Here is an 18,848-nt window from a genome sequence, read left to right as displayed (position 1 = left end):
GATCGACGCGTGGCTGAGCTGACACGTCCCGCCGCCGACCTGCACGCCGAGCTCGCCGAGCTGGGCATCGACCTCGACACCGGATCGCGGCGGCGTGCCGAATACTCCTTCGACGCCTCCAATTACCGGGTGCCGCCGCTGGCCGTCGCATTTCCACGCAGCGCCGGCGACGTGGTGGCGATCGTCCGGGCCTGCACCGACCGCGGCATCCCCATCACCAGCCGGGGTGGCGGTACGTCACTCGCGGGCAACGCGATCGGCAGGGGAGTGGTACTCGACTTCTCCCGGCACATGAATCAGGTGCGGGCCGTCGACGCGTCCGCCCGAACCGCCGTCGTCGAACCCGGAATCGTCCTCACGGACCTGCAGAAAGACGTGCAACTGGCGACGGACGGCGCGTTCACCTTCGCACCCGACCCGTCCAGCAAGTCCCGCGCGACCGTCGGCGGTGCGATCGGCAACGACGCCTGCGGCAACCACTCCGTGCGGTACGGCCGCACGTCCGATCACGTCGTCGCACTCGATCTCGTGACCGCGAACGGGCACCGGCTGACCGCCACCCGCGACGGACTGCGCGCCACCGACCCGGAAGACTCATCTGCGGCGAGCGAGGCTGAACGGATCGCCGCCGGACTCGACGAGCTGACGCAGGAGCATCTCGGCGAGTTCCGCCTCGAGCTGGGCCGCATCCCGCGGCAGGTATCCGGATTTCACCTAGCGAACCTGTTGCCCGAGAACGGCTTCGACGTGGCCCGCGCCCTGGTGGGAAGCGAGGGGACGTGCGCGGTGATCGTAGCTGCGACCGTCGCGCTGGTGCCGGTGCCGCCCGCGGCCATGCTGCTGTGCCTCGGATACCGCGACCTGGTGGACGCCGCCCGCGACAACGCGCTGATCCTCGCGTACTCGCCCGCCGCGATCGAAGGCATCGACTCGGCGATCGTCGACACCATGCGGCACCTGCGCGGCGCCGACTCCGTTGTCGGGCTGCCCGACGGCGAGGCCTGGCTGTACGTCGACCTCGACGGTGAGGACCTCGACGAGGTGAAACTGCGCGGCACCGAACTGGTCTCGAAGCTGCGGGCGGCCGGGCGGCTCGTCGACTCGCGGGTGGTCGGGGACCCGGCGGAACGCGCGTCGCTGTGGCGGGTACGCGAGGACGGCGCCGGACTGTCGGCCCGACTCGTCGAGGGCGGCGAATCCTGGACGGGCTGGGAGGATTCCGCCGTCGCGCCCGACCAGCTGGCCGACTACCTCGTCGACATCAAGGCCCTGCTCGCCGAATTCGGGCTCACCGGCGTGATGTACGGGCACTTCGGCGCCGGCTGCATGCACATCCGCATCAACTTCGACCAGCGCACCGAGGAGGGCCGGGACGTCATGTCGCGGTTCATCCACCGCGCCGCGGAACTGTGCGTGCGGTTCGGCGGATCGATGTCGGGGGAGCACGGCGACGGTCGCGCACGGTCGGCGCTGCTGCCGATCATGTACACCCCGACCATGATGGCGGCGTTCGCGAAGTTCAAGCGGCTCTGGGATCCGGCAGCCGTGCTGAACCCGGGCAGCATCGTCGACCCCGAACCGCTGCTGGGCAGCCTGGCCCTCGACGGCGTGAACCCGCGGGCGTGGCAGACGACTTTCGACCTCACCCCCACCAGCGACGTCCCCGTCGCACCGTTCGTCCACGCCGTCCAAGGGTGCATCGGGGTGGGCCGCTGCCGCGCCTCGACCGGCGGGGTGATGTGCCCCAGCTTCCGCGCGACCGGCGACGAGAAAGACTCCACCCGCGGCCGGGCCCGCGCCCTGCAGGAGATGGTCCGCAACTCGCCGACCGTCGCCGACGGATGGCGCTCCGAGGACGTCAAGGAATCCCTCGACCTCTGCCTGTCCTGCAAGGCCTGCTCCACCGACTGCCCGGTGGGCGTCGACATGGCCACGTACAAGTCCGAATTCCTCGACCACCACTACCGCGGCCGGATGCGTCCGCTGTCGCACTACTCCCTCGGGTGGCTGCCGGTATGGTTGAAGATCGCCGAACGGTCCGCCCCCGTGGTGAATCGGCTCACCGCGGGCAGGCTGGCGAAGGTCGCGGCAAAACTGGGTGGTCTCACCCCGCACCGGTCGATGCCGGAGTTCGCGTCCCGCAAGCAGATCCGGCGCGCGGTCGGGGAGACCTCACAGAACGGCACCGCGGACGTCGTGATGCTTGCCGACACGTTCACCCGCGGATTCCGCCCCGAGGTGGTCGGCGCCGCGTCGCGGGTACTCGCCGAGGCGGGACTCAGTTCCCAGTGTCGCAGCGACGTGTGCTGCGGGCTCACCTGGATCTCCACCGGACAGCTGAAGCAGGCCAAGAAGACCCTCGCCAAGGCGGCCGAACTCCTCGACGACGGCACCGACCGCCCCATCGTCGTCCTCGAACCGAGCTGCGCCGCCGCGTTCCGCAAGGACCTGCCCGAACTCGTCCACACCGACGCCGCACGACGCGTAGCCGCCCGCGTCCAGAGTTTCGCGGGTGCGGTCCTCGAGCGCGCCCAGGCAGGCTGGACCCCGAGCGTGGCGCTGCCCGAGGACGTCACCGTGCAGACCCACTGCCACGAATACGCCGTGTTCGGCGCGGCCGGCCAGCGGAAGGCCCTGCAGGCGGTCGGCGTCGAACGCGTCCGCGAGGCCACCGGATGCTGCGGCGTCGCAGGAAACTTCGGGTTCGAGGCCGACCACTACGACCTCAGCATGCAGGTGGCGGAACAGGCACTCGCCCCCGCACTGCGCGACAGTCCCGAAGACGCAGTCGTGCTGACCGACGGATTCAGCTGCCACATGCAGGTACGGCAACTCGACCCGACCCGATCGTCGCAACACCTCGCCCAGCTGCTCGACCCCGCACCACCGTCGAAACCCGAACACCAGAGCGGAGACTGACATGTCGCAGTTGTCGATGACCAGTGAACAGCGCGAGAAGTTCCTCGCCGACGTACACGTGGGGGTGATCGCCGTCGACCGCGACGGGCGGGCACCGCTCGCCGTGCCCATCTGGTACGGCTACGAACCCGGCGGCCACGTCTACGTCTGGACCGGACGCGGGTCGCTGAAAGAGCGGCTGATCCGCGCCGCCGGCCGCTTCAGCCTCGTCGCCCAGGACGAGAAGCCGCCGTACCGGTACGTCAGCGTCGAAGGTCCGGCGGAGTTCGACGAATCACCCACCGCCGACGTCGTCCGCAGACTCGCCACCCGCTACCTGCCCGCCGAGGAGGTCGACAGTTTCGTGGAGGAGGCCTACGACGACAGCGCGATCGTCATCCGTATGCGGCCGGAGCACTGGCTGAGCGTCGACTACGGCAAAGGCGCGTAGCGCCCGTGCGTGGTTAGCGAGTCCCTGGACTCGTTAACCGCTCACGGGCGATTCGGTTCACGCTGATTCTGACGATGGCGGCGTGGGCCGATGTGCGGAAGCGTTGAAGGGCAGTTGTTCCGCCTCGACAGGAGCGCCCTTCATGACCGAACTTCTCGACCTGAGCACCGACGTCCTCGTCATCGGCGGCGGCCCCGCAGGAACGTGGGCCGCGCTGCGCGCACGGCAATCCGGGGTGGACGTCGTCCTCGTCGACAAGGGGTACTGCGGAACCAGCGGCGCCACCGCGCCTTCGGGCACCGGTGTCTGGTACGTCGACCCCGACCCGTCCGCGCGCGCGAAGGCCAAGGCCAGTCGCGAAACGCTCGGTGGCCATCTCGCCGATCACCACTGGATGGACCGCGTTCTCGACCAGACGTACGCGAACATGAACCTCCTCGCCGAGGAAGGCCGGTACCCGTTCCCCGTCGACCCCGACACCGGCAGGCAGATCCGCACCGGACTCCAAGGGCCCGAATACATGCGGCGGATGCGGGCGTGGGTGAAGAAGGCGGGCGTCCGGATTCTCGACCACTCGCCGGCCCTCGAACTGCTCGTCGACGCCGACGGCCAGGTGCGCGGCGCGGCGGGCTACCAGCGCCAGGACGACCGCGACTACCGGATCACCGCGGGCGCCGTCGTGATCGCGAGCGGCGGCTGCGCGTTCCTGTCCCGCGCACTGGGCACGAACGTCGACACCGGCGACGGCGCGCTGATGGCCGCCGAGGTGGGCGCGACGTTCTCCGGCATGGAATTCTCCAACGCGTACGCGATCGTCCCCGCCAACTCCACCATCACCAAGACCGCCTACTACGGCTACGCCACGTTCTTCCACGCCGACGGACGCGTCCTCGAGGGCGCCGGCTCCACCAAGGGACGCTCGGTGATCGCGAAAACGCTGCTGTCCGAGCCGGTGTTCGCCCAGCTGGACCGCGCCGACGACGACGTGCAGCGCCAGATGCGACTCGGCCAGCCCAACTTCTTCCTGCAATTCGACCGGCGCGGCATCAACCCGTTCACCGACCGCTTCGAGGTCAGCATGCTCGCCGAGGGGACGGTGCGCGGAACCGGCGGCATCGACGTGGTCGACGACACCTGCGCCACATCCGTCCCCGGCCTGTTCGCGGCGGGTGACGCCGCCACCCGCGAACGCATCTGCGGCGGCTTCACCGGCGGCGGCAGCCACAACTCGGCGTGGGCGATGTCGTCCGGCAGCTGGGCGGGCACGGGGGCCGCGCGGTTCGCGCTAACCGAACGTCGGGTCCGGGCGGGCGAACTGCGTCCCGCCGGCCGGGCAGGACTGCGGCCCACGGGGCGGTCGGGGCTGGAGGCGTCCGCGGTCGTCGCGGCCGCGCAGGCCGAACTCATCCCGTACGAGAAGAACTATCTGCGGGACGGTGTGCGGGTGCAGGGTGCGCTCGACGAGCTGGAGTCGTTGTGGACGGCGTTGTCGCTGGGCCTCGGCGGCGACTCCGGCGACGAACGTGTCCGGGCCCGCCAGGCCGCGGCGATCACCGCGGTGGGCCGGTGGATGTACCACTCGACGCTCGCGCGGACGGAAACCCGCGGAATGAGTAAGCGCGCCGACTACCCGGACCTCGACCCGGCGCAGCACCACCATGTGCTCACCGGTGGGCTGGACGACGTGTGGACTGCGACCGGCGCGGCACACAGTGGGCTGTTGCGGGTGGCCTCGTGATCGAGGTGCTGCTGGCCGAGGCGTGCATCGGCTGCGACAAGTGCGTCGACGCGTGCCCCACCAACGTCTTCGACCGCACCGACACCGGGATCCCCGTGATCGCGCGGCAATCGGACTGCCAGACGTGCTTCATGTGCGAGGCGTACTGCCCGGTCGACGCGCTGTACGTGGACCCGCAGTCCACGCCGCTCGTCGACGGGCAGAACATCCCCGAGGACCACATCGGCCGGTACCGCGAGAAACTCGGCTGGGGGAAGGGGCGCACCGCAGGCTCACTCACGGCGGTCGGGCCGTCCCTGCCGCACGGGGCACCGCCGCCACGGCTGCACTCGTGAGTGCGTAGCGAGTGCAGGGACTCGTCAACCACTCACGGGCGGCGGAGCCGCTAGATTGGAGGCACCGGAACAGTCGTCACCTGGGGCAGGGGTGCGGATGCAGAATTCGAAGTCGACACCGATGACCGTGCCCGGGCTGCGGGTGTACCGGCCCGAATCGCCCGCGGCGCGGATGGCGCTCGTCGGCGCAACCGTCGTGGTCGGCCTCGTGCTCATGTGGATGGCCGGGCGGTCGGGGCCCGTTCGCACGTGGATGGTCGCGGCCGGAATCGCCGTCCTGCTGGTGGCCCGGGGACTGCATCTGCGCCGGCCCGTCACCATGACCCATTCGGCGGCGGCGGTGCTGTTCGTGGCCGCCGCGGATGTGGCGTACACGAGCGCACATTCGACTCCGGGATTTCTCCTCCTCGTGGCCACCGGACCCGTCCTGATGCTGCCGGTGCGCAGTGTGCCGCAACCCGAGGACCGTGCCCGCGTCTTCTCGCTGATCCAGCAGACCACGGACGATCCGCTGTCGCCGTTCGCCCTCAATTCGGCGAAGTCGTACTACTTCAACGCGTCGGGCACCGCGGCAATCGCCTACCGGGCGCGATCCGGAATAGCGGTCGTCTCCGGCGATCCCATCGGCAACGCGCTCGAATTCGGCGCCCTCCTCGACGAGTTCTCCGAGTTCGCGGCCGAACGCGGTTGGCGCGTCGCCGTGCTCGGAGCGGGGGAGCGCGTCGCCCGGTTGTGGGAGTTCGGCGGCGACACCCGAAAGCCGTTGTCGGCGGTCCCGATCGGCCGTGACGTGGTGATCGACGTCGGACACTTCACCCTGCACGGCAGGAAGTTCCGCAACCTCCGGCAGGCCGTGCAGCGCACCCACAACGCCGGGCTCACCACCGAGATCGTCCCGGAAGCCGCGCTCGACGAACCGACGCGCCGGGAGTTGTCGGACATCGTCGAGGTCGCCCGCGCCGGACATCAGCGCCGCGGGTTCTCGATGATCCTCGACCACCTGCTGGACGGCGCACTCCCCGGCATTCTGCTCGTCATCGCGCGCGACTCCACCGGGCGGGCCGTCGCCTTCCAGCGTTACGGCACCGCCGATTCCGCCCGCGAACTGAGTCTCGACGTTCCGTGGCGCGGCGACGGCGCGCCGAACGGCACCGACGAACGCATGACCGTCGACGTCATCCGGTACGCGGAGCACACCGGTGCGCGATACGTCTCGCTGTCGTTCGCGGCGTTCCCCGAACTCCTCGCCCCCGACGCACCCGGCGCGGGGGCGCGGCTCTTCCGCCGTGTCCTGCACCTCGGCGACGTGCTGATCTCGCTCGAGTCGCTGTACCGCTACCTCGGCAAGTTCCATTCCACGGGGAACCGGCGATACGTCCTCCTGCGTTTCCGCTACCTGCTGCCCGTGGCGTTCGCGTGCCTGACGTTCGAGTTCGTGCCGCACCGGGAGCGGGCCTGAGGCGCGAGGTCAGAAGTCCAAATTCTTCTCGTTCGTCGCGGTGAGCGCGTCGACGACGGCCGCGAGATCGGTCTTGGAGACGTCCGGGGTCGCCTCCTTCGGTGTCGGTCGCGTCGCCTTGTCCGGTGGGGTCTGATTCTTGCCGGGCCGTTCGTCCGTCATCTGTGCACCTTCGCGATAGGCCGAGCCGGGCAGGTTTACTGACCAGTACACCGTCAGGAGTCTGCCTCCGCAACTCCACGGGATCCTGATGTGACGCGGTCCACCTCGGGCCAGCTATCTGTCAGCTATCAGGCTGTGATCGACTGGGGCGACAAGTGCTCGTGGACGGCGATCCAGCCCGAGTCCTCGCGCCGCCGAAACAGGATCGTCTCCCGTTCGTCGAGCTCGACCGTTCCCGTCGAATCCCGCACGGTGGTGCCGACCCGATGCGTCAGCACCGCGACATCCGGGGCCGGGAACGTGACGTTCTGCTCGCTGGAAAGGCACGCGAGGACGCGGAACCCGTCCGACTCCCACTCGGTCCACAGGTCGCGGTAGGCCTCGCGACTGGGCAGCGGCACCGGGTGGGTGTAGAAGACGAACGTCGCGTCCGGGCTGAACGCCTCGAAGTAGGCGGTCGTGTCGTGCTCGCCGAACGCCCGGATCAGCGCGTCGATCGCGTGCTGGACGTCTGCCGTCGTCGTGTCAGCCATGAGCCGGGGTCTCCTCGACTGCCAGTGCGGCTTCGCTGTCTTCGATGAACCGTTCCTCGGTGTCGAGGTCCAGCGACCGGGACAGGACCCAGTACACGATCCCCGACACGGCGAGTCCGACCGCGAACGCGACGTCGACGTCACCGAGGGCCGCGGCGATCGGTCCGACGTAGAACGGCAGCACCATGAACGGAACGGACGCGACGATGCCGGCGAAGAAGGCCGTCATGCCCCGCCACGACCACATTCCGTACAGCCCGTCCGGCGTGAACAGGTCGGTGATGGCGTAGTGCCCGCGGCGTACGAAGAAGAAGTCGGTGAGATTGACGGCGGTCCACGGCACGAGGAGGTACAGCATGATCAGCAGCGTCGTGTTCAGGACGGTCGTCGAATCGGTGAACAGCAGGCTCAGCACCAGCCAGACCGCGGCCAGCGCGAGGACAGTCACCACCCGGATCCGGCGGGACGGGGTCACCTTCCGGAAGGAGTCGATGCCGGTGATCACGGTGAGCATGCCGCTGTACGCGTTCAGGCCCATGGTGGCCACCAGCACGAGCGTCGCGACGAGGGCGAGCACACTGCCGAGGAACGGGACCACCGAGTTGCCGGCGTCGTGGATGCCGGCGAGCGCATCCGTGGCTCCGAGGCGCGTGGCCATCCACGCACCCACCGGGATCAGCCAGACCGGCGACGCGGAGGCGCCGAGGAACACGGCCGACACGATGGCCGACGTCCGCGTGTTGCGCGGCAGGTACCGCGAGTAGTCCGACACGTACGGCGCGTAGGTGATGTTGTAGGAGGCCGCGACACTGAACTGGGCGATGAACGCCAGCAGGGTGAACCCGCCGGTCGCCGCGCCCGCGTCGCCGCCTGCGTGCCCGAACACGACACCCCACGTGAGGATGGCCCACAGCGGCAGCGACAGCCAGAACAGCACACGGAACGACAGGTGCAGCAGATCGTGACCGTAGATCGCGAGCAGAGTGGCGACCGCGGTGATGACGACGGCGATGACGGCCGCGTTCCACCCGAAGATACTGTGCAGGCCCGCCTTGATGATGACGACGTCCACGACGTTGAACCCGACGTACGTGAACAACGTCCCGAGGAGCGCGAGGACGACACCGCGATAGCCGAACTGCGCGCGGGACTGCACCATCTGCGGGAGTCCGAGCACCGGTCCCTGCGACGCGTGGAACGCCATGAACAACGTTCCGAAGAAGATGCCGAGAATGCCCGCGACAACCGTCCAGCCCAGCGACAGGCCGAGGGCGGGGCCGACGAAGCCGATGGCCACCGTGAAGGGCTGGAAGTTTCCGACGAACCAGAAGGGGCCCTGGTCGCGGACCTTCCCGTGACGTTCGTCCTCGGGGACGTAGTCGATCGAGCGGTTCTCGATGGTGCCACCGAGGGTCGCGGCGGTGTCGCCGGGGTGATCTGACACTGAAACTCCTAGGAGGTGCTGTGGCTCTGATCACCACTCTGCGCACTTCGCCGCCCCGGCACCAGAGGCGAGATGTACAGTTCGTCTATTACGGTTGGGCAATTCGTACAAGAGGTCGCCGGTGATCACCGTCCAGGACGTCCTGTCCGCCCCCACGCTGCGGCTCACGTCGATGAGCGGGACGGCGGGAGTCGACAACCCCATCACCGCAGCGCACGTGTCCGAACTGACGCGTCCGCGGGACTGGCTGCAGGGCGGCGAGTTGCTGATGACCGTCGGCCTGATGCTTCCCACCACCGAATCCGGATGCCGCGACTACGTCCGGGACTGCGTCGCGGGCGGGGTCGCCGCACTGTGCCTCGGTCTGGGGCACGGGCTGCCCTACCAGGCGCCACCGGCGCCGCTCGTCGCGGCGGCGCGTGAATTCGGTGTCCCGCTGCTCATCGCCCCCGACTCGGTGCCGTTCATCGCCATCACCAAATGGATCTTCTCCCGGATCGCCGAGGAGGAGAAGCGCGCCCTCGAGGACGCCATCGAACTGAGCTATCAACTCACGGCGGTCGCGGCCGGACCGTCGCCCCTGAGCGGACTGCTCGACACGTGGCGGTCCGTCAGCGGCTCCCTCTGCGCGGTGCTGGACGCGTCGGGCGGGGTGGTCCAACTCTCCGACGGCGTCGATGCGGCGTTCCTGCAGGACGCTCAGGACCAGGTGGGTCGCTACACCACCCGCGCGAAGGGCTGGACGGCGTTCGGCGGCGCCGGTCGGCGGGAACTCGAACTGCACCCCGTGCGCATCGAGAACCCGCTCGCGTTCGTCGTGCTCGAGCGGTCGGCGGACAGCGCGCTGCGGCACGCGTCCAATGTTCTCGTCTCGCTGCTGTCGCTCGAACTCGAACGCCGCCACGTGGCCGGCGAACCGGAGCGGCAGCGGCGGGCGGCGGCGCTGGCGCAGCTGCTCAGACCCGGACTCCGGCGCGAGCGCGCACATCAGATCGCGGCCGGCATCGGGCTGTCCCGCGATCCCCTGCAGATCGCCGTCGTGCGCTCCACTCCCGAGGCGCTGGCCGACCTCACCGTCCGGATCGGTTCGGTCCTTCCGGATTCCGTCCTGAGACAGCGCAATTCGGACATCGAGATCGCGCACCCCGAGGTCGCCGGGCTCGCGGACCTGCTGTCGGGCGTCGCGGAGGGATGCGCCATCGGGATCGGCGCCCTGGTTCCGGTGGACGCGCTGGCCGTGTCGGCGATGCAGGCGCGATCCCTCGTCGCCGTCAGTGCCCGCCTGGGCCGCGCCGTCGACGCCAAGGAGGGCGAGACGGTGCAGTTGCTGCTGCGACTCGGCTCGGCCGACGTGCTCAGCGGCTTCTCGACCGCTGTCCTCGCACCCCTCGATCAGCTCGAGCCGCGCGAACGCGTCGAACTTCAGCGAACGCTCGAGGAATGGCTGCGAGCCAACGGGGCCTGGGACCCCGCGGCGGCCGCCCTCTCCGTGCACCGCAACACCGTCCGGAACCGGATCGACAAGATCGCGGCGCTGACCGGGCGGAACCTCGACCAGGCCGACGATCGCATGGAGCTGTGGCTGGCGCTCAAGGCCAGGGCGGTGACACCGTCGACGGACGAACCCGACTGACGGTCACGCCCGGACCAGGATCTTCACCGCCGTGTCGTTGTGCTCGATCAACGTCGTGAGGCCCTCGGAGACCAGGTTGTCGAGTTCGATCCGGCCGGTGATGAACGGGGCCAGGTCGATCACGCCGCGGCGCACCAGCTCGATCACCGCCTCGTGATCGCGGACGTAGGCGATGGTGCCGCGCAGGTCGATCTCCTTGAGGACGAGCTTCTGCATGTCGACCGTCGCGGGCTTTCCCCAGATCGACACGTTCACCACAACCGCTGCGGGCCGGACGGCGTCGAGGAGGGTGTCGAGGACAGCGTTGACCCCGGCGCACTCGAACCCGAGGTCGGCGCCGACACCGTCGGTCAGCTCGAGCACCCGGGCCCTCACGTCCTCCGACGACGGGTCGATCACGTGATGCGCGACCTCGCTGGACAGGGCCTTCTGCTTCCGGGCGTCGCTGAGTTCCGTGACGATCGTGGTGACACCCAGGCCCTTCAGGACCGCGGCCACCAGGAGTCCGATCGGCCCCGCGCCGCCGACGAGCGCGACATCACCGGCCTTGGCCCCGCTGCGGACGACCGCATGATGCGCGACGCTCAGCGGTTCGATCAGGGCCGCCTCGTCGAGCGGGATGTCGCCGATCTTGTGCACCCACCGGCGGTCGACCACCACCTTCTCGCTGAGTCCGCCTCCGCCACCGGCCAATCCGATGAAACCCATCTTCGTACACAGGTGGTAGTTGCCTGCCTTGCAGGACGCGCACTCGTTGCACACGAAGTACGGCTCCACCACCACGTTGTCACCCACGGCGACATCGGTGACGCCCTCACCGACCTCCTCGACCGTCCCGGAGAACTCGTGGCCCATCGTCACCGGCGCGTTCTCGTGCGACAGCGGATGCGGATGCCCCGGCGGGGAGATGAAGATCGGGCCCTCCAGATACTCGTGGAGGTCGGTGCCGCAGATGCCGCACCACGCGACCCGGAGTTTCACCGCGCCCGGCCGCAATTCAGGCTCCGGGATGTCGTCGATCCGGATGTCGCGTCGGCCGTGGAAGCGTGCTGCCCTCATGAATCCGCCCTCACTACATTGTGAATGTGCTGATTCGGGCAACGGTACGGTCGCGCGGCCGGGGGCGGGAAGAGTTGCAGTGTGTTGCAATTCGGTGGCGCCGGTGTGACGTTCACCGGCCGATAGCTGGTTTGACCGGATCTGCGGGTACCTTCGAGGGGAAAGACTGGTTCGATCTGGGGGAGTGAGGCATGGCACGCATACGCACGGCGGCTGAAGCCGAAATCAACGCCGCCGAGCAGATGCAGAAGCTCGGCTACGGCGACGCCACAGCGCTACTCGGAGGCGCGGACGGCGGCATCGACGTCTACTCGTCACGCGCGTACGCGCAGGTGAAGTGGCGTGGCGGCAGTGCAGGCAAGTCAGACCTCGCGAACCTCTACGGCACCCGCGGAACCAGCCACGCCCGGAAACTCCTGTACTTCTCCGGCCCCGGATACACCGACGAGGCCGTCGACTACGCGGACACGGTGGGCATCGCCCTGTTCCGGTGCGAGCCCGACGGCGAAACCCCGCCAGTCGGCGCCCACGCCCCGAAACTGGTGGCCGCCGCGCGTAACTCGACGGTTGCGGTGGCCCCGTCCCCGCCGCCCCCACCGGAGCCCGAGTCGCCGGCGCGCATCGTCGCCCGCAACGCATGGGCGATGGTCGCAGGCTTCTTCGGCGCGCACTGGCAACTCCTCGGCGCCGTCGTCTGCACGATTGTCCTCACGATCGCCCCCTTCGGCGAAGGGAACGTCGGGCTGCGGGTGTTCGCGACGATCCTCGCCGTCGTCGGCGCACCGGTGTTCTGGCTCCTCTACGTCCAGCACCGGCACGCGAAGGACCGATAACACGAGGAAACCACCGTCAGTCCGTACTGACGGTGGTTTCTCGTTGCGGTTCGGAGTGGGCGAATCTCAGTTCGCGGTCGGCAGCGACTTCAGCGACGTGACGGTGGCGACGCAGGCGCGAGCGGCCTCGGCGCCCTTCTTCACGAAGTGGTCGTGGAAGTAGTTGAGGTGCTCGTCGTGCTCGTGGAAGTGGTGCGGCGTCAGCACAACCGAGAACACCGGCACGTCCGTGTCGAGTTGCACGCGCATGAGGCCGTCGATCACCGCGGTCGCGACGAACTCGTGCCGGTAGATGCCACCGTCCACGACGAGCGCAGCGGCGACGATGGCGTCGTAACGCCCGGTGAGGGCGAGGCGGCGTGCGTGCAGCGGGATCTCGAACGCGCCCGGCACCTCGAAGAAGTCCAGTTCGTCCTTCGAATACCCCAGCGTGGTCACCTCGTCGGTGAAGCCCTCGCGTGCGCGGTCGACGATGTTGCGGTGCCACGTGGCCTGGATGAACGCGATCCGTCCCTGACTCTCACTCATGGTCTGAAACTACTGCACCGGTGCTAGCGCTGTGAACGGGGCAGTGCCGTGGACCGGCCCCACCCGGAGTCGTCGGTGAGGTGCTCGAGCAGCGGCTGAATCCGGTACGGCAGCGGGCTGGTCAGCGCGATCGTGGTGGTCGAGTGCGTGATGCCGGGCAGGTTCGCGATCTTCTCGAGCAACTTCTGAAGTTCCGCGTGCGTGGACGTGGCCACCCGCACCAGCAGGTCTTCGCGGCCGGTGGTCGCGTGGATCTCGATGACCTCCGGCAGGTCGACGAGGCGGTTGCCGACGGCGGTGAGCTTGCCCTGTTCGAGTTCGAGCCCGACGAACGCCTGGATGGGAATCCCGACCTCGGCGAGGTCGAGGTTGGGGCGGAAGCCGGTGAGTAGTCCGCTGGTCTCCATGCGCTTCATCCGGGACTGCACGGTGTTGCGGGCGACGCCCAGCGAGTTGGCGAGTTCGGCCACGCTCATGCGTGAGTCCTGGCCGAGCAGTCCGAGCAACTGCACGTCGAGCTTGTCGATGCTGAGCACTTTGGTACCTCCGGGAAGTGACGACCGTCACCTGTTGCGTGAACTGATCAGTTGATCCGATTTGCGTTGACCAAATCTTAGACCAGATACAGGATCAAGCTCACGAAATGCTCAACGCGACGGATCGGGAATCGCAGATGACTCAGCTAGACGACGCTCGCACCAGTGCAGCATCCTTTGATCTCGCCGACCGATACCGGGCCGACTCGGGCCCGGTGTTGATGACCGGTGTCCAGGCCATCGCCCGCCAGCTGGTGGAGCAGCACGAACGCGACCGCCGCGCGGGACTGAACGTCGCGACGTTCGTCTCCGGCTACCAGGGCAGCCCCCTCGCCGGCCTCGACCGCACCATCGCCGCCATCCCCACGTTGAGCACCGACCACGACGTGAAGTTCGTGCCCGGCATGAACGAGGAACTCGCCGCGACCTCCGTCTGGGGCAGCCAGGTCGACCTCCCGCAGGGCGAGCGCACCCACGACGGCGTCGTCGGCGTCTGGTACGGCAAGGGCCCCGGCCTCGACCGCGCCAGCGACTCCATCCGGCACGCCGCCATGTACGGCGCGAACGCCCGCGGCGGCGTCCTCGTCCTCGTCGGCGACGACCCCAACGCCAAGTCCTCCACCATCCCCTGCGCCAGTGAGCGGTCCATGGCCGCGATGGGCATGCCCGTGTTCTTCCCGCGCAACGCCGAGGAGGTCATCACGTTCGGCCTCTACGGTGTGGCGCTGTCGCGGATCTCCGGCTGCTGGTCGGGCATGAAGATCGTCGCCGACGTGGCCGACGGACTCTGGACCCTCGACCGCAACTTCGCCGACCTCGACATCGTGCTCCCCGAGATCGAGTGGAACGGCAAGCCGTGGTCGTACCGGCAGCGCGTGCTCGCGTCCCCGCCCGACAGCGTCTACGCCGAGGCCGACCTGTACGGGCCGCGCTGGGCGATGGTCGAGGCGTTCAACGCCGCCAACGAGATCGACAAGATCGAGGTGAACCCGCGCAACGCGTGGCTGGGCATCGCCGCCGTCGGCACCGCCTACGACTCGCTGCGCCAGGCCCTGCTCGACCTCGGGCTCGGCGACTCCCAGCTCGAGGACGCCGGCATCCGCATCCTCCGCGTCGGCATGCCCTACCCGCTGGGCGCCGACAAGGTTCGCGAACTCGCCGACGGCGTCGAGCAGGTCCTCGTCGTCGAGGAGAAGATGCCGTTCGTCGAGTCGCAGCTCAAGGACATCCTCTACGGCGGCGCCAGCGCACCCGCCGTGCTGGGGAAGAAGAACGCGCAGGGCAAGAACCTGATCCCCGTCGACGGCGAACTGACCGCCGCCCGGCTCACCGGACCGCTGCGCCGCGTCCTCAAGGACCGGGTCGCGCTGACACCGGCCCCGCCGCCGCGTCTCGAGCTGACTGTCCTGCCGACGTCGCGCACCCCGTACTTCTGCTCCGGCTGCCCGCACAACCGCTCCACCGCGGTGCCCGAGGGATCGATCGCGGGTGGCGGCATCGGCTGCCACACTCTGGTCACGATGTCCGGCCGCACCGACAGCGCCGTCACGATGCTCACCCAGATGGGCGGCGAGGGTGCGCAGTGGATCGGGCAGGCCCCGTTCAGCGACGTCAAGCACATGTTCCAGAACGTCGGCGACGGCACCTACTTCCACTCCGGTCAGCTCGCCGTGCAGGCGTGCGTCGCCGCCGGCGTCAACATCACGTACAAGGTGCTCTACAACTCCGCCGTCGCGATGACCGGCGCGCAGGACGCCGAGGCCGGGCTGACCGTGCCTCAACTGACCCACAAGCTGGCGTCCGAGGGTGTCAAGCAGATCATCGTGTGCGCCGAGGATCCCAAGCGGCACAAGGGCGCCCACTTCGCCGCCAACACGCTGCTGTGGGACCGGACCCGCCTCGACGAGGCGCAGCGCGTCCTCCGCGACATCGAGGGCGTCACCGTGCTGATCTTCGACCAGCAGTGCGCCGCCGAGGCCCGCCGCAAGCGCAAGCGCGGCAAGCTGCCCGCCCGCCGCACCCGCGTCGTCATCAACGAGGCCGTCTGCGAGGGCTGCGGCGACTGCGGCGTCAAGTCCAACTGCCTGTCCGTGCAGCCCGTCGACACCGAATTCGGCCGCAAGACCAAGATCGACCAGACCAGCTGCAACACCGACTACTCCTGCCTCGAGGGCGACTGCCCGTCGTTCGTGACGGTCGAGCTGCCCGAGGAAGGCGCACCGAAGACGTTGCGCGAGATCCCGGTTCCGCCGGAGGTCGGCGACCCCGACCCCGCCGTGTGGACCGGAACGCACAACCTGTTCATGGCCGGCGTCGGTGGTACCGGCATCGTCACCGTCAACCAGGTGCTCGGCATGGCCGCGCTGCGCGCCGGGCTGCACGTCGAGGGACTCGACCAGACCGGTCTCAGCCAGAAGGCCGGGCCCGTCACGTCGCACCTGCGGCTCAGCGATCAGAAGACGCGGTCGGGAAGCTCGGCGCCGTCCAACCGGATCAGCCCCGCGACCGCCGACTGCGTCCTCGCATTCGACCTGCTGACGGCGGCCGACGCCAAGTACGCCGGCTTCGGCAGCTCCGAGCGCACCATCACCGTCGCGTCGACCAGCCAGACCCCGACCGGCGACATGGTCTACGACCCCGCCGTCCGCTACCCGGACGAGGACAAGCTGCTCGAGCGTCTCGACGTCTCAGCCCGCGAACTGACCGCGATCGACGGGCTCGCCGCCGCCACCGCACTGTTCGGCAGCACGGCCGCCGCCAACTTCCTGCTGGTCGGCGCGGCCTACCAGGCCGGCGGACTGCCCGTCCCCGCCCGGTTCATCGAGGAGGCCCTCGAGATCAACGGCGTGGCCGTCGAGTCCAACAAGGCCGCGTTCCACTGGGGACGCGTCGCCGTCGCCGACCGGGAAGCCTTCCTCGCCGCCACCAGCTCGGCCGCCGTGCCGCAGCGCAGCGACACCGTCGTCCCGACGCACCTGTTCGCCGGATCCACCCTGGACGGCACGACGCTCGAGCTCACCGAACGCCGCGCCGCGAACCTCGTTGCCTTCCAGGGCGACCGCGTCGCCGCCCGCTACATCGCCCTGGTGCAGCAGGCATGGGACGCCGAACGCGAGCTGGGCAGCCGGACCGAGTTCAGCGAGGCCGTCGCCGCAGGCCTGCACAAGCTCACCGCCTACAAGGACGAATACGAGGTGGCCCGGATGCTCACCGACCAGGCGTTCCTCGACGCCGCCGCCGGCGAGGTCCCCGGCGCGGGCAAGCTCACCTACAAGCTGCACCCGCCCGTCCTCAAGGCCATGGGCCGCAAGACCAAGATCGGATTCGGCCCCCGCTCGCACGTCGCACTCAAGACGCTTGCCAAGGCGAAGTTCCTGCGCGGCACCGCGTTCGACCCCTTCGGCTACGCCAAGGTTCGTCGCCTCGAGCGTCAGCTGCTCGCACACTACGAGACCACGGTGACCCGCCTCGTCGCCGACCTCTCCGCCGACACCTACGACACCGCAACGCTGATCGCCGCGACCCCCGACCTCGTCCGGGGCTACGAGGACGTGAAACTGCGCAACGTCACCGTCTACCTCCAGCGTCTCGCCGAACTCGGCGTCGACACCTCCACCATCACGATTGCCACCACTCCGGAAAGGTCCTGAGAAGACATGACTCTCACCGCGGAACGTCACGACACCGCACAGCCCGAAAACGCTGGAGTGTTCGAGCGCACCGATTTCCCCACCGACACCGCCCACGAGCAGGTGACGTTCTTCCAGGACCCCGCCACCGGACTCAAGGCGATCGTCGCGATCCACGACACCACCCTCGGGCCGGCGCTCGGCGGAACCCGCTTCTACCCGTACGCCGACGAAGCCGCCGCCCTCAAGGACGTCCTGCGCCTGTCGCGGGGCATGACCTACAAGTCGGCGATCGCCGGAGTCGACCTCGGCGGCGGTAAGGCCGTCATCATCGGCGACCCGGCCACCGGAAAGTCGGAGGCGCTGCTCGAGGCGTACGCCCGGTTCGTTCAGACACTCGGCGGCCGGTACATCACCGCCGGCGACGTGGGCACCAACTCCGACGACCTCGACGTGATGGGCCGCGCCACCGACTACGTCGTCGGACGCAACACGTCCGCCGGCGGGTCCGGCGACAGCGCCCCGATGACCGCCCTCGGCGTGTTCCAGGGCATGCGCGCCGCCGCCCAGGCCAAGTGGGGCACCGCGAGCCTCGCCGGCCGCACCGTCGGCGTCGAGGGCACCGGCAAGGTCGGCTACCAGCTGATCAAGCTTCTGCTCGCCGACGGCGCGTCGGTGGTCGCCACCGACGTCAACGCCGCCGCACTCGACCGGGTGGCCCGCGACTTCCCCGAGGTCAAGATCGCGTCCAGCGTCATCGGCCAGGAACTCGACATCTACGCACCCTGCGCGATGGGCGCCACGCTCACCGACGAGTCCGTCGCCGCGATCACCGCCCAGGTGATCTGCGGGGCCGCGAACAACCAGCTCGCCCACCCCGCGGTCGAGCACGACCTCGGCGAACGCGGCATCACCTGGGTTCCCGACTACGTCGCCAACGGCGGCGGACTCATCCAGGTCGCAGGCGAGCGGCTCGGCACGTCCGCCGACGACGTCCGCGCGCAGGTCGAGAAGATCTTCGCCACCGTCGTACAGATCCTCGACGTCGCGAAGCGGGACGGCATCCTCGCCGGCGCCGCAGCCGACGCCGTCGCCGAGGCCCGCATCGCTGCAGCCAGGTAGGCGGCTCCGCCGCCCGTGCGTGGTTAACGAGTCTCTGCACTCGTTAACCACGCACGGGCGCGAAGCGCCTAGGCCGTCAGCCGCCGGTGCAGCTCCCAGGCATTGCGCTCGACGCGGTTGGATTCGAGCATCCCGTCGGCGCGGACGTTCCACACCGCGGTGCCCGTCAGGTGAATGGGTTGCCCGTCGGGCTCGGTGCCCATGAATCCGCGATTGCGGCCGGTCATCTCCCACAGCGACGCGACGCGGGAACCGTCCTCGTTCTGGAACGTTTCGACGGGGATGAACTCCAGGTCCTCGACGGTCGACTGAAACTTCAGCACCCATTCCTTGAAGGCGTCCCGGCCGCGGATCGCCTCTCCACCGGTGACGATGACGAAGTCGTCGACGACGAGCTCGTCGATCGCATGGGGGTCCTGGGGTGACTGCCACACCCGGGCCCAGAAATTCTCGACTGCGTGAACTCCGTGTTGTGCAGACATGGCTTC

16 protein-coding genes are annotated in these 18,848 nt (G+C 69.0%); 9 read left to right on the top strand and 7 right to left on the bottom strand.

Annotated elements, in window-relative coordinates; all coding sequences use genetic code 11:
* The first annotated feature begins 9 nt into the window (after positions 1-9).
* The 5 genes from PSR88_RS08300 to PSR88_RS08280 all read left to right on the top strand — a co-directional run bounded on the left by PSR88_RS08300 (position 10) and on the right by PSR88_RS08280 (position 6,881).
* Complete coding sequence (locus tag PSR88_RS08300) at positions 10-2,919, top strand: FAD-binding and (Fe-S)-binding domain-containing protein (protein WP_016883018.1); 2,910 nt, start codon at positions 10-12, stop codon at positions 2,917-2,919.
* 1 nt (position 2,920) lies between these two features.
* Complete coding sequence (locus PSR88_RS08295) at positions 2,921-3,349, top strand: pyridoxamine 5'-phosphate oxidase family protein (RefSeq protein WP_009474325.1); 429 nt, start codon at positions 2,921-2,923, stop codon at positions 3,347-3,349.
* A gap of 142 nt (positions 3,350-3,491) precedes the next feature.
* Positions 3,492-5,087 carry an FAD-dependent oxidoreductase gene (locus PSR88_RS08290; RefSeq protein WP_016883019.1) on the top strand — a complete coding sequence of 532 codons (1,596 nt, stop codon included), beginning with the start codon at positions 3,492-3,494 and terminating at the stop codon, positions 5,085-5,087.
* The gene (locus PSR88_RS08285; protein ID WP_029539432.1) at positions 5,084-5,422 is read left to right on the top strand and encodes a ferredoxin family protein; all 339 of its coding nucleotides are present in this window, start codon (positions 5,084-5,086) and stop codon (positions 5,420-5,422) included. The genes PSR88_RS08290 and PSR88_RS08285 overlap by 4 nt, the downstream gene beginning before the upstream one ends.
* A 97-nt stretch (positions 5,423-5,519) precedes the next feature.
* Positions 5,520-6,881, top strand: a complete 1,362-nt coding sequence (locus PSR88_RS08280) for a bifunctional lysylphosphatidylglycerol flippase/synthetase MprF (protein WP_037197172.1) — start codon at positions 5,520-5,522, stop codon at positions 6,879-6,881.
* A gap of 9 nt (positions 6,882-6,890) precedes the next feature.
* Here PSR88_RS08280 and PSR88_RS08275 read toward each other — a convergent pair whose 3' ends face one another.
* The 3 genes from PSR88_RS08275 to PSR88_RS08265 form a co-directional block, all read right to left on the bottom strand.
* Positions 6,891-7,043 carry a hypothetical protein gene (locus PSR88_RS08275; RefSeq protein ID WP_016883021.1) on the bottom strand — a complete coding sequence of 51 codons (153 nt, stop codon included), beginning with the start codon at positions 7,041-7,043 and terminating at the stop codon, positions 6,891-6,893.
* Positions 7,044-7,171: 128 nt separating this feature from the next.
* Positions 7,172-7,576 carry a YybH family protein gene (locus PSR88_RS08270; RefSeq protein WP_009474320.1) on the bottom strand — a complete coding sequence of 135 codons (405 nt, stop codon included), beginning with the start codon at positions 7,574-7,576 and terminating at the stop codon, positions 7,172-7,174.
* Positions 7,569-9,020, bottom strand: coding sequence for a purine-cytosine permease family protein (locus PSR88_RS08265; protein ID WP_016883022.1), 1,452 nt, complete (start codon positions 9,018-9,020; stop codon positions 7,569-7,571). The genes PSR88_RS08270 and PSR88_RS08265 overlap by 8 nt, the downstream gene beginning before the upstream one ends.
* Before the next feature lie 121 nt (positions 9,021-9,141).
* Here PSR88_RS08265 and PSR88_RS08260 point away from each other — a divergent pair, with 121 nt between their 5' ends.
* A complete protein-coding gene (locus tag PSR88_RS08260; protein ID WP_016883023.1) occupies positions 9,142-10,653 on the top strand; it encodes a PucR family transcriptional regulator in 1,512 nt (503 codons plus the stop codon).
* Between the two features lie 3 nt (positions 10,654-10,656).
* Here the strand turns inward: PSR88_RS08260 and PSR88_RS08255 are convergent, their stop codons facing one another.
* Entirely contained in the window at positions 10,657-11,712 is a 1,056-nt protein-coding gene (locus PSR88_RS08255; protein ID WP_016883024.1) for a 2,3-butanediol dehydrogenase, read from the bottom strand.
* Between the two features lie 191 nt (positions 11,713-11,903).
* Here PSR88_RS08255 and PSR88_RS08250 point away from each other — a divergent pair, with 191 nt between their 5' ends.
* Entirely contained in the window at positions 11,904-12,545 is a 642-nt protein-coding gene (locus PSR88_RS08250; RefSeq protein ID WP_016883025.1) for a restriction endonuclease, read from the top strand.
* Between the two features lie 66 nt (positions 12,546-12,611).
* Here the strand turns inward: PSR88_RS08250 and PSR88_RS08245 are convergent, their stop codons facing one another.
* Complete coding sequence (locus tag PSR88_RS08245; RefSeq protein WP_009474315.1) at positions 12,612-13,073, bottom strand: 6,7-dimethyl-8-ribityllumazine synthase; 462 nt, start codon at positions 13,071-13,073, stop codon at positions 12,612-12,614.
* Between the two features lie 23 nt (positions 13,074-13,096).
* Positions 13,097-13,609 (bottom strand): Lrp/AsnC family transcriptional regulator, encoded by a 513-nt coding sequence (locus tag PSR88_RS08240; protein WP_009474314.1) that lies wholly within the window; start codon positions 13,607-13,609, stop codon positions 13,097-13,099.
* Positions 13,610-13,746: 137 nt separating this feature from the next.
* On the opposite strand from PSR88_RS08240, the gene PSR88_RS08235 reads away from it, so the two are divergent.
* A complete protein-coding gene (locus PSR88_RS08235; RefSeq protein ID WP_337464696.1) occupies positions 13,747-17,259 on the top strand; it encodes an indolepyruvate ferredoxin oxidoreductase family protein in 3,513 nt (1,170 codons plus the stop codon).
* Positions 17,260-17,265: 6 nt separating this feature from the next.
* Entirely contained in the window at positions 17,266-18,360 is a 1,095-nt protein-coding gene (locus tag PSR88_RS08230; RefSeq protein ID WP_016883027.1) for a Glu/Leu/Phe/Val family dehydrogenase, read from the top strand.
* Positions 18,361-18,428: 68 nt separating this feature from the next.
* Here PSR88_RS08230 and PSR88_RS08225 read toward each other — a convergent pair whose 3' ends face one another.
* Positions 18,429-18,842, bottom strand: a complete 414-nt coding sequence (locus tag PSR88_RS08225; protein WP_009474311.1) for an ester cyclase — start codon at positions 18,840-18,842, stop codon at positions 18,429-18,431.
* Positions 18,843-18,848 lie beyond the last annotated feature (6 nt).

Origin of the sequence: Rhodococcus sp. DK176 (genome assembly GCF_038447315.2) — a bacterium.
Lineage (GTDB): Bacteria > Actinomycetota > Actinomycetes > Mycobacteriales > Mycobacteriaceae > Rhodococcus_F > Rhodococcus_F jostii_A.
The sequence above is the reverse complement of the archived record's forward strand: the minus strand, read 5'-3'. Positions and strand labels throughout refer to the sequence as shown.

Coding starts and splice junctions, on each gene's coding strand:
- PSR88_RS08225 (WP_009474311.1), bottom strand. CDS start 18,842: ATGTCTGCACAACACGGAGTTCACGCAGTCGAGAATTTCTGGGCCCGG.
- PSR88_RS08235 (WP_337464696.1), top strand. CDS start 13,747: ATGACTCAGCTAGACGACGCTCGCACCAGTGCAGCATCCTTTGATCTC.
- PSR88_RS08295 (WP_009474325.1), top strand. CDS start 2,921: ATGTCGCAGTTGTCGATGACCAGTGAACAGCGCGAGAAGTTCCTCGCC.
- PSR88_RS08275 (WP_016883021.1), bottom strand. CDS start 7,043: ATGACGGACGAACGGCCCGGCAAGAATCAGACCCCACCGGACAAGGCG.
- PSR88_RS08230 (WP_016883027.1), top strand. CDS start 17,266: ATGACTCTCACCGCGGAACGTCACGACACCGCACAGCCCGAAAACGCT.
- PSR88_RS08255 (WP_016883024.1), bottom strand. CDS start 11,712: ATGAGGGCAGCACGCTTCCACGGCCGACGCGACATCCGGATCGACGAC.
- PSR88_RS08245 (WP_009474315.1), bottom strand. CDS start 13,073: ATGAGTGAGAGTCAGGGACGGATCGCGTTCATCCAGGCCACGTGGCAC.
- PSR88_RS08280 (WP_037197172.1), top strand. CDS start 5,520: ATGCAGAATTCGAAGTCGACACCGATGACCGTGCCCGGGCTGCGGGTG.
- PSR88_RS08270 (WP_009474320.1), bottom strand. CDS start 7,576: ATGGCTGACACGACGACGGCAGACGTCCAGCACGCGATCGACGCGCTG.
- PSR88_RS08250 (WP_016883025.1), top strand. CDS start 11,904: ATGGCACGCATACGCACGGCGGCTGAAGCCGAAATCAACGCCGCCGAG.
- PSR88_RS08290 (WP_016883019.1), top strand. CDS start 3,492: ATGACCGAACTTCTCGACCTGAGCACCGACGTCCTCGTCATCGGCGGC.